This is a genomic window from Pseudomonas sp. (genome assembly GCF_049590575.1).
Taxonomy (GTDB): Bacteria; Pseudomonadota; Gammaproteobacteria; order Pseudomonadales; family Pseudomonadaceae; genus Aquipseudomonas.
In genome coordinates this window covers 1-15215 of the sequence record NZ_JBAWDE010000090.1, presented here as the reverse complement: position 1 = coordinate 15215, position 15215 = coordinate 1, and the positions used below count along the sequence as shown (strand labels likewise).

At 62.2% G+C, this 15215-nt stretch carries 15 protein-coding genes and 1 pseudogene; 7 read left to right on the top strand and 9 right to left on the bottom strand.

Annotated elements, in window-relative coordinates; genetic code table 11:
- Positions 1 to 41: 41 nt before the first annotated feature.
- Both WBR57_RS06935 and WBR57_RS06930 read left to right on the top strand, forming a co-directional pair.
- The gene (locus WBR57_RS06935; RefSeq protein WP_424083200.1) at positions 42 to 599 is read left to right on the top strand and encodes a DNA-3-methyladenine glycosylase I; all 558 of its coding nucleotides are present in this window, start codon (positions 42 to 44) and stop codon (positions 597 to 599) included.
- Positions 600 to 641: 42 nt separating this feature from the next.
- Entirely contained in the window at positions 642 to 1529 is an 888-nt protein-coding gene (locus WBR57_RS06930) for a lysophospholipid acyltransferase (RefSeq protein WP_025854378.1), read from the top strand.
- A gap of 128 nt (positions 1530 to 1657) precedes the next feature.
- On the opposite strand, the gene WBR57_RS06925 is transcribed toward WBR57_RS06930, so the two are convergent.
- From WBR57_RS06925 to def, 5 genes are all read right to left on the bottom strand, one after another.
- A complete protein-coding gene (locus WBR57_RS06925) occupies positions 1658 to 1969 on the bottom strand; it encodes a tetratricopeptide repeat protein (protein WP_424083199.1) in 312 nt (103 codons plus the stop codon).
- 19 nt (positions 1970 to 1988) lie between these two features.
- On the bottom strand, positions 1989 to 3362 hold the full coding sequence (trkA, locus tag WBR57_RS06920; protein WP_424083198.1) for a Trk system potassium transporter TrkA: 1374 nt from the start codon (positions 3360 to 3362) through the stop codon (positions 1989 to 1991).
- Between the two features lie 22 nt (positions 3363 to 3384).
- The gene (gene rsmB / locus WBR57_RS06915; protein WP_424083197.1) at positions 3385 to 4695 is read right to left on the bottom strand and encodes a 16S rRNA (cytosine(967)-C(5))-methyltransferase RsmB; all 1311 of its coding nucleotides are present in this window, start codon (positions 4693 to 4695) and stop codon (positions 3385 to 3387) included.
- Positions 4692 to 5645: a methionyl-tRNA formyltransferase gene (gene fmt / locus WBR57_RS06910; protein WP_424083196.1), complete on the bottom strand. Its 954-nt coding sequence runs from the start codon at positions 5643 to 5645 to the stop codon at positions 4692 to 4694. The genes rsmB and fmt overlap by 4 nt, the downstream gene beginning before the upstream one ends.
- A 69-nt stretch (positions 5646 to 5714) precedes the next feature.
- Positions 5715 to 6221 (bottom strand): peptide deformylase, encoded by a 507-nt coding sequence (gene def, locus WBR57_RS06905; RefSeq protein ID WP_034101640.1) that lies wholly within the window; start codon positions 6219 to 6221, stop codon positions 5715 to 5717.
- Positions 6222 to 6356: 135 nt separating this feature from the next.
- On the opposite strand from def, the gene WBR57_RS06900 reads away from it, so the two are divergent.
- The 3 genes from WBR57_RS06900 to WBR57_RS06890 all read left to right on the top strand — a co-directional run bounded on the left by WBR57_RS06900 (position 6357) and on the right by WBR57_RS06890 (position 8907).
- Positions 6357 to 7124, top strand: a complete 768-nt coding sequence (locus WBR57_RS06900; protein WP_424083195.1) for a peptidoglycan-binding protein — start codon at positions 6357 to 6359, stop codon at positions 7122 to 7124.
- A 63-nt stretch (positions 7125 to 7187) separates the two neighbouring features.
- A complete protein-coding gene (gene dprA, locus WBR57_RS06895; protein ID WP_424083194.1) occupies positions 7188 to 8291 on the top strand; it encodes a DNA-processing protein DprA in 1104 nt (367 codons plus the stop codon).
- Positions 8292 to 8349: 58 nt separating this feature from the next.
- Positions 8350 to 8907 carry an L-threonylcarbamoyladenylate synthase gene (locus WBR57_RS06890; protein WP_424083193.1) on the top strand — a complete coding sequence of 186 codons (558 nt, stop codon included), beginning with the start codon at positions 8350 to 8352 and terminating at the stop codon, positions 8905 to 8907.
- Between the two features lie 129 nt (positions 8908 to 9036).
- On the opposite strand, the gene WBR57_RS06885 is transcribed toward WBR57_RS06890, so the two are convergent.
- Positions 9037 to 10014 carry an NADPH:quinone reductase gene (locus tag WBR57_RS06885; RefSeq protein ID WP_424083192.1) on the bottom strand — a complete coding sequence of 326 codons (978 nt, stop codon included), beginning with the start codon at positions 10012 to 10014 and terminating at the stop codon, positions 9037 to 9039.
- A gap of 160 nt (positions 10015 to 10174) precedes the next feature.
- On the opposite strand from WBR57_RS06885, the gene hemF reads away from it, so the two are divergent.
- The gene (hemF, locus tag WBR57_RS06880) at positions 10175 to 11107 is read left to right on the top strand and encodes an oxygen-dependent coproporphyrinogen oxidase (protein WP_424083191.1); all 933 of its coding nucleotides are present in this window, start codon (positions 10175 to 10177) and stop codon (positions 11105 to 11107) included.
- Positions 11107 to 11925, top strand: coding sequence for a shikimate dehydrogenase (gene aroE / locus WBR57_RS06875; RefSeq protein ID WP_424083190.1), 819 nt, complete (start codon positions 11107 to 11109; stop codon positions 11923 to 11925). The genes hemF and aroE overlap by 1 nt, the downstream gene beginning before the upstream one ends.
- Before the next feature lie 130 nt (positions 11926 to 12055).
- Here the strand turns inward: aroE and WBR57_RS06870 are convergent, their stop codons facing one another.
- The 3 genes and pseudogenes from WBR57_RS06870 to WBR57_RS06860 form a co-directional block, all read right to left on the bottom strand.
- Positions 12056 to 13624: a SulP family inorganic anion transporter gene (locus WBR57_RS06870; protein ID WP_424083189.1), complete on the bottom strand. Its 1569-nt coding sequence runs from the start codon at positions 13622 to 13624 to the stop codon at positions 12056 to 12058.
- A 158-nt stretch (positions 13625 to 13782) separates the two neighbouring features.
- Positions 13783 to 14697: a choline ABC transporter substrate-binding protein gene (gene choX, locus WBR57_RS06865; RefSeq protein ID WP_424083188.1), complete on the bottom strand. Its 915-nt coding sequence runs from the start codon at positions 14695 to 14697 to the stop codon at positions 13783 to 13785.
- A gap of 15 nt (positions 14698 to 14712) precedes the next feature.
- A pseudogene (locus WBR57_RS06860) lies at positions 14713 to 15215 on the bottom strand (choline-sulfatase); the annotation flags it as partial.

Here is a 15215-nt window from a genome sequence, read left to right as displayed (position 1 = left end):
AGTATACCCGATTCGGCCGCGCCACCATCCCCTGGAGCCTTATGCCACGCTGCTTTTGGTGTTCTGAAGATCCGCTGTACATGGCTTATCACGATCAGGAGTGGGGAACGCCGCTGCGCGATGCGCAGGGTCTGTTCGAGTTGCTTTTGCTCGAAGGGTTCCAGGCGGGCCTGTCCTGGATCACCGTTTTACGCAAACGCGAGCATTATCGAAAGGTCTTGTTCGGTTTTGATGCGCAGCGTCTGGCGCAACTGAGCGACGCTGAAATCGAAGCGCTGATGCTCGACCCAGGCATTGTGCGCAACCGCTTGAAGCTCAACGCCACCCGCCGCAACGCCGTCGCCTGGCTGGCGCTGGAGGACCCGGTCGGGTTGCTCTGGTCGTTTGTCGGCGGCGTGCCCAAAGTCAATCACTTCAAGGACCGCAGCGAGGTGCCGGCGATTACGCCGGAGGCCGAAGCCATGAGCAAAGCCTTGAAAAAAGCCGGCTTTACCTTTGTCGGCCCGACCATCTGTTACGCGTTCATGCAGGCCTCGGGGATGGTCATGGACCACACTCAAGACTGCGACCGTTACGCGGACCTGGCCAACGCCGGTTAGAATGCCGGCTTTGCGCACCACACACACGATCAGGAGTGACCTGTGGAAAAGTTTAAAGGCGCCTTGCTGGTAGGCGCTCTTCGGTTGTTTGCCCTATTACCCTGGCGCGCGGTTCAAGCGGTCGGCACGGCGATTGGCTGGATTATGTGGAAAACCCCCAACCGTTCCCGCGACACGGTGCGGATCAACCTCTCCAAATGCTTCCCGGACATGGACCCCGCTGAGCGCGAAGCGCTGGTCGGCCGCAGCCTGATGGACATCGGCAAGTCCCTGACCGAAAGCGCCTGCGCCTGGATCTGGCCGGCCCAGCGCTCCATCGACCTGGTGCGCGAAGTCGAAGGCCTCGAAGTGCTGCACGAAGCCCTCGCCTCGGGCAAAGGCGTGGTCGGTATCACCAGCCACTTGGGCAACTGGGAAGTGCTGAACCACTTCTATTGCAGCCAATGCAAACCGATCATTTTCTATCGGCCGCCGAAGCTCAAGGCCGTGGACGAATTGCTGCGCAAACAACGTGTGCAACTGGGTAACCGCGTGGCTGCTTCTACAAAAGAAGGCATCCTCAGCGTGATCAAGGAAGTGCGCAAAGGCGGCCAGGTGGGTATTCCTGCCGACCCCGAGCCGGCGGAATCGGCCGGGATCTTCGTGCCGTTTTTCGCCACCCAGGCGCTGACCAGCAAATTCGTGCCGAACATGCTCGCAGGCCACAAGGCTGTCGGCGTGTTTTTGCACGCCCTGCGGCTGCCGGATGGCTCGGGTTACAAAGTGATACTGGAAGCGGCGCCGGAAGACATGTACAGCACCGACACCGCCACGTCCTGCGCGGCGATGAGCAAGGTGGTGGAGCGCTACGTCGGCGCCTACCCGAGCCAGTACATGTGGAGCATGAAGCGCTTCAAGAAACGCCCGCCGGGTGAGGCGCGTTGGTATTGACTCACCCAGATCCAAGACCGATGAAGATCTAATGTGGGAGCTGGCTTGCCTGCGATGCAGGCAACTCGGTTTTTCAGTCACACCGAGGCGATGCTATCGCAGGCAAGCCAGCTCCCACAGGGATTAGTTCACCCCTGGCGGTCGAGTTTCTTCAGGAACACCGCCATCTCTTTCTCGGCCTGTTTATCGCCATGGGCCTGGGCCGCTTCGATGCCCTTTTCCCATGCCTGTCGTGCTGCGGCACTGTCACCCTGCGCCTGATGCGCCTTGCCCAACAGTTTCCACGCCGCCGAATATTTCGGGTCGAACTCGACGCACTTGTGCAAATGCTCCGCCGCCTTGGCGTGGTCTTTCAAATCCAGATAACCCTTGCCCAAGCCAAAGCGCAGCAATGAATTATCCACGCCCTTGGCGAGCATTTTTTCCAGGGATTCGAGCATGCAGGCGCACTCCTGTTAATCAGAAAAAGCTCAGCCCCACGTGGAACAGTTTCTCCACATCGCGGATATGTTTTTTATCCACCAGGAACAGGATCACATGGTCACCCGTGGCGATCACCGTGTCGTCGTGGGCGATGATCACCTCTTCATCACGAATGATCGCGCCGATGGTGGTGCCCGGCGGCAGGCCGATATCGCGGATGGCCTTGCCGATGACCTTGCTCGACTTTGCATCACCGTGGGCAATCGCCTCGATGGCTTCCGCCGCGCCGCGCCGCAACGAATGCACGCTGACGATATCGCCACGCCGCACGTGGGCCAGCAAGGTGCCAATGGTCGCCAGCTGCGGGCTGATGGCAATGTCGATATCGCCACCCTGGATCAGGTCGACATATGCCGGGTTGTTGATGATGGTCATCACCTTCTTTGCCCCCAACCGCTTGGCCAGCAGCGAGGACATGATGTTGGCCTCGTCATCGTTGGTCAGGGCCAGGAAAATATCGGCGTCGGCGATGTTCTCCTCCATCAGCAGGTCGCGGTCTGACGCACTGCCTTGCAGTACGACCGTGCTGTCGAGGGTGTCGGACAAATGCCGGCAACGAGCCGGGCTCATCTCGATGATCTTCACCTGGTAGCGGCTTTCGATGGCCTCGGCCAAACGCTCGCCGATCTGCCCGCCGCCGGCGATAACGATGCGTTTGTAGGTCTCATCCAACCGGCGCATTTCGCTCATCACTGCGCGAATATTCGCCTTGGCGGCGATGAAAAATACTTCGTCGTCGGCCTCGATCACGGTATCGCCCTGCGGCAGGATCGGCCGGTCGCGGCGGAAAATCGCAGCGACGCGGGTTTCCACATTCGGCATGTGCTCGCGCAGCTGGCGCAGTTGCTGGCCCACCAACGGCCCGCCGTAATAGGCTTTCACCGCCACCAGTTGGGCCTTGCCCCCGGCGAAGTCGATCACCTGCAGGGCACCCGGAATCTCGATCAGGCGCTTGATGTAATGCGTGACCACCTGCTCGGGGCTGATCAGCACGTCCACCGGAATCGCGTCATTGTCGAAAAGCCCTGCACGGGTCAGGTAAGCCGCCTCACGCACGCGGGCGATTTTGGTCGGGGTGTGGAACAGGGTGTGGGCGACCTGGCAGGCGACCATGTTGGTCTCGTCACTGTTGGTCACGGCGACGAGCATGTCGGCGTCGTCGGCACCGGCCTGGCGCAGCACCGTAGGAAACGACGCGCGGCCTTGCACGGTGCGGATGTCCAAACGGTCGCCGAGGTTCCGCAGGCGCTCGGCGTCGGTGTCGACCACGGTGATGTCGTTGGCCTCGCTGGCCAAATGCTCGGCCAGCGAGCCACCGACCTGCCCTGCCCCAAGGATGATGATTTTCATCCGGTCACTCCCTTAAACCCATTCAGCCGCGTGCGGCGGCAATCTTGATCAGTTTGGCGTAGTAGAAGCCATCGTGTCCGCCTTCTTGCGCGAGCAACTGGCGACCGTGGGGCTGCTTGATGCCGGCTGCCGTGGCCAGGTCCAGCTCGCGCGCGCCGCTGGTGCGGGCGAGGAAGGCTTCGATCACCTCGGTGTTTTCAGTCGGCAACGTCGAGCAGGTGGCGTAGAGCAGGATGCCGCCGACTTCCAGGGTCGGCCACAAGGCGTCGAGCAACTCGCCTTGCAGCACGGCCAGCGCGGCGATGTCGTCGGGTTGGCGGGTCAGCTTGATATCCGGGTGGCGGCGGATCACGCCGGTGGCCGAACATGGCGCGTCGAGCAGGATGCGCTGGAACGGTTTGCCGTCCCACCAGCTGGCGGTGTCACGGCCATCGGCGGCGATCAGTTCGGCGCTCAGGCCCAGGCGTGCGAGGTTTTCGCGCACGCGCACCAGGCGCTTGGCTTCCAGGTCGACGGCGACTACACCGGCGAGGTCTTTTTCGACTTCCAGGATGTGGCAAGTCTTACCGCCCGGCGCACAGCAGGCGTCGAGCACGCGTTGGCCCGGGGCCAGGTCGAGCAGGTCGGCGGCCAGCTGCGCGGCTTCGTCCTGCACACTGATCCAGCCTTCGGCAAAGCCTGGCAGGCTGCGCACATCGGCGGCGGCTTCGAGCACGATGCCGTCGACACTGTATACGCACGGCGTAGCATTGATGCCGGCGTCGGCCAGCAATTGCAGATAGGCGTCACGGCTGCGATGGCGACGGTTGACCCGCAGGATCATCGGCGGGTGCGCGTTGTTGGCCGCGCAGATGGCTTCCCATTGCTCAGGCCAGAACGCCTTCAAGGATTTTTGCAGCCAGCGCGGGTGGGCGGTGCGCACTACCGGGTCATGTTCCAGCTCGGCCAGCAGCGCTTCGCTTTCGCGCTGGGCGCGGCGCAGCACGGCGTTGAGCAGGGCCTTGGCCCAGGGCTTTTTCAGCTTGTCGGCGCAACCGACGGTTTCACCGATGGCGGCGTGGGCAGGTACACGGGTGTAGAGCAACTGATAGAGGCCAACCAGCAGCAGCGCTTCCACATCGGCATCAGCCGCCTTGAACGGCTTCTGCAGCAGCTTGGCTGCCAACGCCGACAAGCGTGGCTGCCAACGCGCGGTGCCAAAGGCCAGGTCCTGAGTGAAACCGCGGTCGCGGTCTTCGACCTTGTCCAGCTGAGTCGGCAATGAACTGTTCAGCGAAGCCTTGCCGTTGAGTACGGCAGCGAGAGCCTTGGCGGCGGCCAGACGTGGGTTCATTGCGCGGCCACCCCGAGGACGGTGCCCAAGGCAAATTTCTCACGACGGCTGTTGAACAAGTCGCTGAAATTAAGCGCCTTGCCACCGGGCAATTGCAGACGCGTCAGACACAGCGCCTGTTCGCCGCACGCGACCAACAGGCCGTCCTTGCTGGCGCCGATGATTTCACCCGGAGCGCCTTTGCCTTCGGCCAAGGTGGCGGCCAACACTTTCAAGGCTTCGCCATTGAGCGTGCTGTGGCAGATCGGCCACGGGTTGAAGGCGCGCACCAGGCGCTCCAGCTCCACGGCCGGGCGGCTCCAGTCGATGCGCGCTTCGTCCTTGTTCAGCTTGTGGGCGTAGGTGGCCAGGCTGTCGTCCTGCACTTGGCCGTCCAGGGTGCCGGCAGCGAGGCCGGCGATGGCCTGGATCACAGCCGGCGGGCCCAGCTCGGCCAGGCGGTCGTGCAGGCTGCCACCGGTGTCTTCGGCGGTAATCGGCGTGGTGACTTTCAGCAACATCGGGCCGGTGTCCAGGCCTGCCTCCATACGCATCACGGTCACGCCGCTTTCGCTGTCGCCGGCTTCCACGGCGCGCTGGATCGGCGCCGCACCGCGCCAGCGTGGCAGCAGCGACGCGTGGCTATTGATGCAACCCAGGCGCGGGATATCCAGCACCACCTGAGGCAGGATCAAGCCATAGGCCACAACCACCAGCAGGTCAGGTTTCAGCGCGGCCAATTCCGCCTGGGCGTCGGCGTTACGCAGGGTCGGCGGTTGCAGCACCGGAATGTCGTGCTCAAGCGCCAGATGCTTGACCGGGCTCGGCATCAGTTTTTGCCCGCGACCGGCCGGGCGATCCGGCTGGGTGTACACCGCGACGATGTCGTAAGGGCTGGCGAGCAGCGCCTTGAGGTGTTCGGCAGCGAATTCAGGAGTGCCGGCAAAAACAATGCGCAGGGGCTCGGTCATGGGAGGTCTCGGTTAAAAACAGTCACAAAAGAAAAAGGCTTGCCGCAGCAAGCCTTTGGAAGGTGGGCATCAAGCTTGCTGGCGATGCTTTTTTTCCAGCTTCTTCTTGATCCGATCGCGTTTAAGCGTGGACAGGTAATCGACAAACAGCTTGCCGTTGAGATGGTCGCATTCGTGCTGGATGCACACCGCGAGCAGGCCATCGGCGATCAGCTCGTAGGGTTTGCCGTCACGGTCCAGGGCTTTGATCTTCACGCGTAGCGGGCGTTCGACGTTCTCGTAGAACTCCGGCACCGACAGGCAGCCCTCCTGGTATTCGCCCATTTCGTCGGTCAGCGGTTCGAACTCGGGGTTGATAAACACCCGTGGCTCGCTGCGGTCTTCCGACAGGTCCATGACCACGACGCGCTGATGCACATTGACCTGGGTAGCGGCGAGGCCGATGCCCGGGGCTTCATACATTGTTTCAAACATGTCATCGACCAACTGACGAACCTTGTCGTCCACTACGGCCACCGGTTTGGCGATCGTGCGCAGGCGCGAGTCGGGAAATTCGAGGATGTTCAAAATAGCCATAAGCGTAATTGCTGCACATGTGAGGTAGAGGCAAATCGGCGTTGGGATGGACCCAGACAGCCGGTGTGAAAGGTTCGAAAGCCGCGAAGGCTATGGCATTTCACGCGAACGCACATAATAAAGGAGATTCACCCCATGAGGAAATCGCTACTCGTCTTGCTTTTGTGGGCCCCGGCTGCCATGGCCGTGCTTCACCTGCCCGCCCAGCGTCTGGACCAACCCTCACAACAGGCTATCCAGCACTTCTTACTGCACAACCGCATTCTTGATACACCGGAGGATCTGGACAACGCGCCCTACATTGTCGCGACCGATGCCGGACAGGTATTGGCCGCCAATGGCGACCGTGTGTATGCCCGAGGCAGCCTGGATCCTACCCAGCCAGACTACGGCATCTTTCGCCAGGGCAAGGCCTACACCGACCCTCAAACCCACGAGTTGCTGGGGATAAATGCCGACGACATTGGCACCGTACGCTTCGTCATGGCGGGCGATCTCACCACCCTGGCAGTGCAGCGGGTCACCCAGGAGATCCGCCCAGGCGATCTACTGCTGCGCGCCGAGGCACCCGTTGGGTCGGCCACTAAGAGGCCTGCGCCCTTTATCGCAGGGCACATCATCGACATTCCCAAAGGCGTTACGCAGATCGGCGTGCTGGACGCAGTGATCCTCAATAAAGGCCGGCGTGACGGCTTAATCGAAGGCCAACGGCTCAACGTGATCAAGACCGGCGCCACCGTACGTGACGCCCTGACCGGCGTTGCAACCCGCCTTCCCGATAAGCGCGCCGGCACCCTGCTGGTGTTTCGTACCTATGAAAAGCTCAGCTATGGACTGGTCCTCGGTGCCTCACGGCCACTGGCGGTAATGGACCGTTTCGAGACTGCTGAACAAACACAATAAATAGCCTGCTAAATAAGTTACCAACAGACTTATCCACAGCTTGTCGCGGTCAAGGATGATCAGATGTTTCCGATAAACAGCAGTGAAATCTCCCCGTCTGAACTCGAAGCTCGGCTACGCTTGCACAGGCTGCCGGAACTGGGTTCCAAGCGCTTTCGCGTATTGATTGACGCCTTTGGTTGCGCGTCAAAAGCTATCAGCGCGCCTGCCAGTGCCTGGCGATCCCTCGGGTTACCCGCCAGCAGCGCTGACGCCAGGCGTAGCCCTGAAGTGCGTGATGGCGCCAGCGCTGCATTGGCATGGTTGGAGCGCCCGGCCCAGCATTTGCTGATGTGGGACCAACCTGAATACCCCGCGCTGCTTGCCGAGACTGACGATGCGCCGGCGCTTTTATTCGTTGCCGGCGAACCCGCCATCCTGGAAAAACCGCAACTGGCGATGGTCGGCAGCCGCCGTGCGTCGCGACCGGGAATGGACACCGCGGCGGCGTTTTCGCGCAGCTTGGCGGGTGCAGGTTTCGTGATCACCAGTGGCCTGGCGCTGGGCATCGACGGGGCTGCGCATCAAGCGGCATTGGACGTGGGTGGTCAGACAATCGGCGTGCTCGGCACCGGCCTGGAAAAACTTTATCCACAGCGGCATCGCCGGCTCGCAGCGGCCATGATTGAACAAGGCAGCGCCGTGGTTTCCGAGTTTCCGCTGGACGCCCCGCCCCAGGCCGCAAACTTTCCACGGCGTAACCGCATCATCAGCGGCCTGTCCCTGGGCGTATTGGTGGTAGAAGCCAGCAGGGCCAGCGGGTCGCTGATCACCGCAAAATTGGCGGCTGAACAGGGCCGTGAGGTGTACGCGATCCCCGGCTCCATCCACCACCCCGGCGCCAAGGGCTGCCACCAGCTGATCCGCGAAGGGGCGACACTGGTGGAATCCATCGAGGACATTCTGCAAGGGCTGCGCGGCTGGCAGGCGCTGTCCCGCCCGGCACCAATGCCGGTTACCCATCCGCTGCTGGCGCTGCTGCACGCAGCGCCTCACACCAGTGAAGCCCTGGCGATTGCCAGCGGCCGGTCGTTGTCCCAAGTGCTGGCGACCCTGACCGAGCTGGAACTGGAAGGCCAGGTGGTCTGCGAAAGCGGGCGCTGGCTCGCGCGATGCCGGCTTTTGTAGCTGGGTTTTGTAACGAACATCGGTAAACTGCGCAGAGCTTTAGTCCGGAGAGTGAGCAATGGTCAACAGGTGGCGTGTGCTGGAAACCGCACGGGAAATTCGCGCAGGCGCGGTGATTGCGTACCCTACCGAAGCCGTGTGGGGCCTGGGTTGCGACCCGTGGAATGAAGAGGCAGTCGACCGTTTGCTGGCGATCAAGAATCGCTCGGTGGATAAGGGACTGATCCTGGTGGCAGACAATATTCGCCAGTTCGATTTTCTCTTCGAAGACTTCCCACAGGACTGGATTGACCGCATGGCCAGCACCTGGCCAGGGCCGAATACCTGGCTGGTTCCCCACCAGGACCTACTGCCGGAATGGGTCACCGGTAGGCATGACACGGTCGCGCTACGGGTGACTGACCACCCGCTGGTGCGGGACCTGTGTTCATTGGTCGGGCCGTTGATTTCCACCTCGGCCAACCCCCAAGGTCGCCCGGCTGCCCGCTCGCGGATTCGCGTCGAGCAGTATTTCCGGGGCCAGGTGGACCTGGTTCTGGGTGGCGCTCTGGGCGGACGTAAGAACCCGAGCCTGATTCGCAACCTGGCGACGGGTGAGGTAGTAAGGCCTTCCTGATACCGAGGTGTGGCCTTCGCGAGCAAGCCCGCTGCCACATTTTGATCGGATTCCAGCCAGGAACTCGGTCAAGTGTGGGAGCGGGCTTGCTCGCGAAGAGGCCTTTCAAACCGCTAGCTACCTTAAGCCTCAGGGCAGAAGGATGGTCGACCCGGTCGTCCGCCGCCCCGACAATTCCGTTTGCGCCTGGGCCGCATCCTTCAGCGCAAACCGCTGGTTGATATCAATGCGCACCTTGCCGCTCTTGATCATCGAGAACAGGTCGTCAGCCATTGCCTGCAGGTCTTTCGGGTTGCTGGCGTAAGTCGCCAGGGTTGGCCGGGTCACGTACAGCGAGCCCTTCGCCGACAGAATGCCCAGGTTCACGCCATCTACCGCGCCGGACGCATTACCAAAGCTGACCACCAGGCCACGTGGCGCCACGCTGTCGAGCGAAGTCAGCCAGGTGTCCTTGCCGACGCCGTCGTACACCACCGGGACTTTTTTGCCGTCAGTCAATTCCAGCACGCGCTGTGCGACATTTTCCTTGCTGTAGTCGATGGTTTCCCAGGCACCGAGGGATTTGGCCAGGGCGGCTTTTTCCGGCGAGCTGACCGTGCCGATCAGCTTCACGCCCAGGGCCTTGGCCCATTGGCAGGCCAGCGAGCCCACGCCCCCGGCAGCGGCGTGGAACAAAATGGTTTCGCTGCCCTTCAGCTCGTAGGTCTGGCGTAGCAGGTACTGCACGGTCAGGCCCTTGAGCATGGCGCCGGCGGCTTGTTCGAAGCTGATGCCCTCCGGCAGGTGCACCAGGTTGGCGGCGGGTAACACGTGGAATTGGCTATAGGCGCCGAGCGGGCCGCTGCCGTAAGCCACGCGGTCGCCAACCTTGAATTGAGTGACTTCACTGCCCACCGCGTCCACCACGCCAGCGCCTTCGGCGCCCAGGCCCGACGGCAAGGCCGGTGGCGCATACAGGCCGCTGCGGAAATAGGTGTCGATGAAGTTCAGGCCAATGGCCTCGTTACGCACCCGAACCTGTTGTGGGCCAGGCTCCGCTGGCGTGTAGTCCACATACTCAAGCACTTCGGGGCCGCCATGGGCGCTGAACTGGATACGTTTGGCCATCTGCACTTCTCCTTGGGTCGAATTCGCGTAGCCCCCTATCGGACTCCTATGCTTGATCTTCGTCAACTGCGGCGACAGGGGGTGCAGTGTTATCCTGTGCGCCCATTTGCCGCCGACGCCCAATGGCCTCGCGTAGCTTTGCCCGATTCAAGGTGATGCCATGACTACCCGCACCGAGGCTGTAAAGGCCTACCTGCTTGACCTGCAAGACCGCATTTGCAGCGCCCTGGAAACCTTCGAGACGGACACTCGCTTTATCGAAGATGCCTGGACCCGGCCTGCCGGCGGCGGCGGTCGTACCCGTGTGATCGAAAACGGTTCGGTGATCGAAAAAGGCGGCGTTAACTTTTCCCACGTATTCGGCAGCGGTCTCCCACCGTCTGCCAGCGCGCATCGCCCCGAGTTGGCGGGGCGTGGCTTTGAAGCCCTCGGCGTGTCGCTGGTGATCCACCCGCACAACCCGCATGTACCGACGTCCCACGCCAACGTGCGCTTTTTCATCGCTGAAAAAGAAGGCGAAGAGCCGGTGTGGTGGTTCGGTGGCGGCTTCGACCTCACGCCCTACTACGGCAACGAAGAAGACTGTATCCACTGGCACCGCGTGGCCGAGCAGGCCTGCGCACGCTTCGGCCCGGACGTGTACCCGCGCTACAAGGCCTGGTGCGACACCTATTTCCACATCAAACACCGCAACGAACCACGCGGTATCGGCGGCCTGTTCTTCGACGATTTGAACGAGTGGGACTTCGACACTTGCTTCGCCTTCATCCGCGCCATCGGCGACGCCTACATCGACGCCTACCTGCCGATCGTGCAGCGCCGCAAGGCCATGGCCTACACCGAGCAGCAGCGCCAGTTCCAGGAATTCCGCCGCGGTCGCTACGTCGAATTCAACCTGGTGTATGACCGCGGCACCCTGTTCGGCCTGCAATCGGGCGGGCGTACCGAATCGATCCTGATGTCGCTGCCGCCGCAAGTGCGCTGGAGCTACGACTGGAAAGCCGAAGCCGGCAGCGAAGAAGCGCGCCTCACCGATTACTTCCTGCAAGACCGCGACTGGCTCGGTATTGCTGCGCCCAAGGCGGCCGTCTGATGGACCGTTATGTGGTGTTCGGCAACCCCATCGGCCACAGCAAATCGCCGTTGATCCATCGCCTGTTTGCCGAGCAGACCGGCGAGCAACTGGACTACAGCACTTTGCTCGCGCCGTTGGAGGATTTCAGCGGCTGCGCCCGTGAGTTTTTTCAGCAAGGCCGTGGCGCCAACGTGACCGTGCCGTTCAAGGAAGATGCCTATCGCCTGGCCAACACCTTGACCGAGCGCGCCCAACGCGCCGGGGCGGTGAACACCCTGAGTAAGTTGGCCGACGGCACCTTGCTCGGCGACAACACCGACGGCGCCGGCCTGGTGCGCGACCTCACTGTGAATGCCGGGCTGAGCTTGAAGGGCAAACGCATCCTGTTGCTTGGTGCCGGCGGCGCGGTACGTGGCGCGTTGGAGCCGTTGCTGGCCGAGCAGCCCGCCTCGCTGATCATCGCCAACCGCACCGTGGAAAAGGCTGAAAAGCTCGCCGAGCTGTTTGACCACCTCGGTCCGGTATCCGCCAGTGGTTTCGACTGGCTGCGTGAGCCGGTGGACGTGATCATCAATGCCACCTCGGCCAGCCTGTCAGGCGATATACCGCCGATTGCAGGCAGCCTGGTCGAGCCGGGTAAGACCTTCTGCTACGACATGATGTACGCCAAGGAACCGACCGCGTTCTGCCGCTGGGCCTCCGAGCACGGTGCAGCTGTAGCGATGGATGGCCTGGGCATGCTGGTGGAGCAGGCGGCGGAGGCGTTCTTCCTGTGGCGCGGGGTGCGCCCGGATTCGGCTCCGGTACTGGCTGAGCTGCGGCGGCAGTTGGCCTGACACAAATTCAACAGGTGGGCACGGCCAAAATGTGGGAGCTGGCGTGCCTGCGAGAGGATCACCTCGGCCTAACTGACAGACCGAGCCGTCTGCATCGCAGGCAAGCCAGCTCCCACAGTTTTAACCGCGTTCAGTCTTCGAAATGGAGGGGGCATTTTTCGGCCCCTTCCAGCTTCTTCAATTCTTCAACGACCTGCGGTCGCGCCCGGCGCAAGGTCAGGCTGCGGCCCAACGCCCTAAGCCGCCGCGCCTCCTGGTGCAGCATCTCCACACCCGAATAGTCGATAAAGTTGATCTGCTGCGCCTCGATCACCACCCGCTCGCCCGCCAGGCTTTGCAGGCGCACTTGCAGGTAATGGCTGGCGCCGAAAAAGATCGACCCGCCGACCCGCAACACATCCTCGTCACCGTCGCGCCATTGCTGAACCCGTGGCTGCGAGGTGCGCTTGAGGTAGAAAAACAGCGACGCCAGAACGCCTGCGTAAATCGCCGTTTGCAGCTCCAGCAGCAAGGTGGCGATGCAGGTCAGGCTCATCACCACAAACTCGGCGCGGCTGACGCGGAACAACGCACGAATGCCGCGGTGATCCACCAGGCCCCAGCAGATCAGCAGGATGCTGGCAGCCATGCTCGGCAGCGGAATGTGCGCGATCAATGCCGCGCCAAACAGCGCGAACAGCGCCACCCATAATGCGGAAAACACCCCCGCCAAGGGTGAACAGGCGCCCGCTTCATAGCTGAGTCCGGAGCGAGTAAAGGAACCGGCTGACACATACCCGGAGAAAAATCCGCCGACGATATTGGATAAACCCTGCGCGCGAACTTCCTGGTTGGCATCGAGCAACTGTTGCGAACGCGCCGACAGCGAGCGCGCAATCGACAGGCTGGTCACCAGCCCGAGCATGCCCACCGCCACGGCGCTGGGCAGCAGGCGCAGGAGCATATCCAGGTCCATCGGCAGCGGGCTGAACGGCGGCAACTTGCCGATGAACGAACTGACCAGCGCCACATGCCCGAACATCGCCGGCCACAGCCACGCCGCCAGGCTGCCCAAGGCCAGGGCGATCAGCAACGTCGGCCAGCGCGGCACCAGGTACTTGAGCGCGGCACCCACCAGCAACGTGCCCAAGCCCAGGGCCAGTGACGCGTGGTCCCACTCGCCGCCATGCTCGATCAGCGCCAGCAGGCTATTGATCGCCGTGGCCTGGCTCGGCAACTCCAGCCCCACCAGGTTGGGCAACTGCCCCAGGGCAATCACCACCGCGGCGCCGAGGGTGAAACCCAGCACCACCGAATGCGAGACGAAATTCACCAGTGCGCCAAAGCGCAGCATGCCGAGCAACCACTGGAAAACGCCGGCGAGGAAGGTCAGCAGCAGGATCAGCGTGATGTAGTCCTGTGAGCCCGGTACCGCCAGCGGGCTGACGCTGGCATAGAGCACGATGGAAATCGCCGCCGTGGGCCCGCAGATCAGGTGCCAGGACGAGCCCCACAGGCAAGCGATCACCACCGGGATGATAGCGGCGTACAGGCCGTATTCGGGTGGGAGACCGGCGATCAGCGCGTAGGCAATCGACTGCGGCAGCGCGAGCACGGCGCCGCTGAGTCCGACCAACGCATCCCGCCCGACGCTGGCGCGGGTTTGGCGTGGCAGCCAGGCGAGGAAGGGCAAGAGTGTGTGGCGGTTGGGCCGGGGCATCGAAAACTCGGGTAGAAGGTTTGGCTCAGAGTATCAGCACACACCGAAACCTGTGGGAGGGGGCTTGCCCCCGATAGCGGAACGTCAGCCAGCACATTTATAGCTGAAAGAACCCGATCGGGGGCAAGCCCCCTCCCACATCAGGGCCGATTCGGGCTTTAGAGCTTGGCTTTTACTGCCGCCAACGCGTCCTGGCCATCCACGGTTTTCACGCCGTCCAGCCACTTATCCAGCACGGCCGGGTTGGCCTTGATCCACGCTTTTGCCGCATCGGCATTGCTGACCTTGTTGTTGGCCACCTCAGCCATGATGCTGTTCTCCATTTCCTGGGTAAAACTCAGGTTGGTCAGCAGTTTTCCGACATTCGGGCAGGCCTGGGCATACCCTTTGCGGGTCAAGGTATACACGCTGCCGGTGTCACCAAAGTACTTCTCGCCGCCCTTGAGGTAATGCATTTTCAGCTGCACGTTCATCGGGTGCGGGGTCCAGCCGAGGAAGGTCACGAATTTCTGCTTCTTAACCGCCCGCGACACTTCGGCGAGCATCGCCTGTTCGCTGGATTCGACCAGCTTCCATTTGCCAAGCTCGAAGTCGTTCTTCTTGATGATTTCCTGCAGCGAGATATTCGCCGGCGCGCCGGAGCCGATGCCGTAGATCTTCTTGTCGAACTTGTCGGCAAACGTGTTCAAGTCGGCAAAGTCACGCACCCCGGCGTCCCACACGTAGTCCGGCACAGCGAGGGTGAACTCGGTGCCGTCGAGGTTTTTCGCCAGTTGCACCACATCGCCATTGGCCACGAACTTGTCGTAGAAGCCCTGCTGCGCCGGCATCCAGTTGCCCAGGAACACATCCACCTGACCGTCCTTGAGCCCGCCGAAGGTGATCGGCACCGCCAGGGTGTCGACCTTGGCCTTGTAGCCCATGCCGTTTAACAGAAAACCGGTGATGGCATTGGTGGCGGCAATGTCGCTCCAGCCTGGATCGGCCATCTTCACCGTGTCACAGCCAGTGTCCGCGTATACGTTGGCACTGCTCAGCGCCAACATCCCCAGCACCACAGTTAACTTTTGCATGGCCTTCCCTCAGTGTTATTGGTTTTGGCAGGGTTGTGGATAACGTGCCTTGCGCTCCAGGTCGTCGAGGTCGATATGGTTGCGCATGTATTGCTGACTGGCGTCTACCAGTGGCTGGTGATCCCAGCTCTTCAGCTTGCCTTGGGTCAGCGCCTCAAACACCAGGCGGCGACGGCGTTGGCTGGCGAGCACCTGCTGGTGGATCGCCGGGATGTCCCATTTGGCCCGCGCCTCACTCAAAAACGCCTCGAACAGTGCTCGGTGGTCCGCTGACTGGCTGAGGTTCTCCCGCTCGTGCGGGTCGTTGTGTACATCGAACAGTAGACAAGGGTCATCTTCGCTGTAGATGAATTTGTAAGCACCACGGCGAATCATCATCAACGGGCTGATGGTGCCTTCGGCCATGTACTCGCCAAACACTTCGTCGTGCCCGCCCTGCCCCTGCAGGTGCGGGACCAGCGAGCGGCCGTCCAGCGGCAGCAGCGGGTCCAGCTCGCCGCCGGCCAATTGCACCAGGG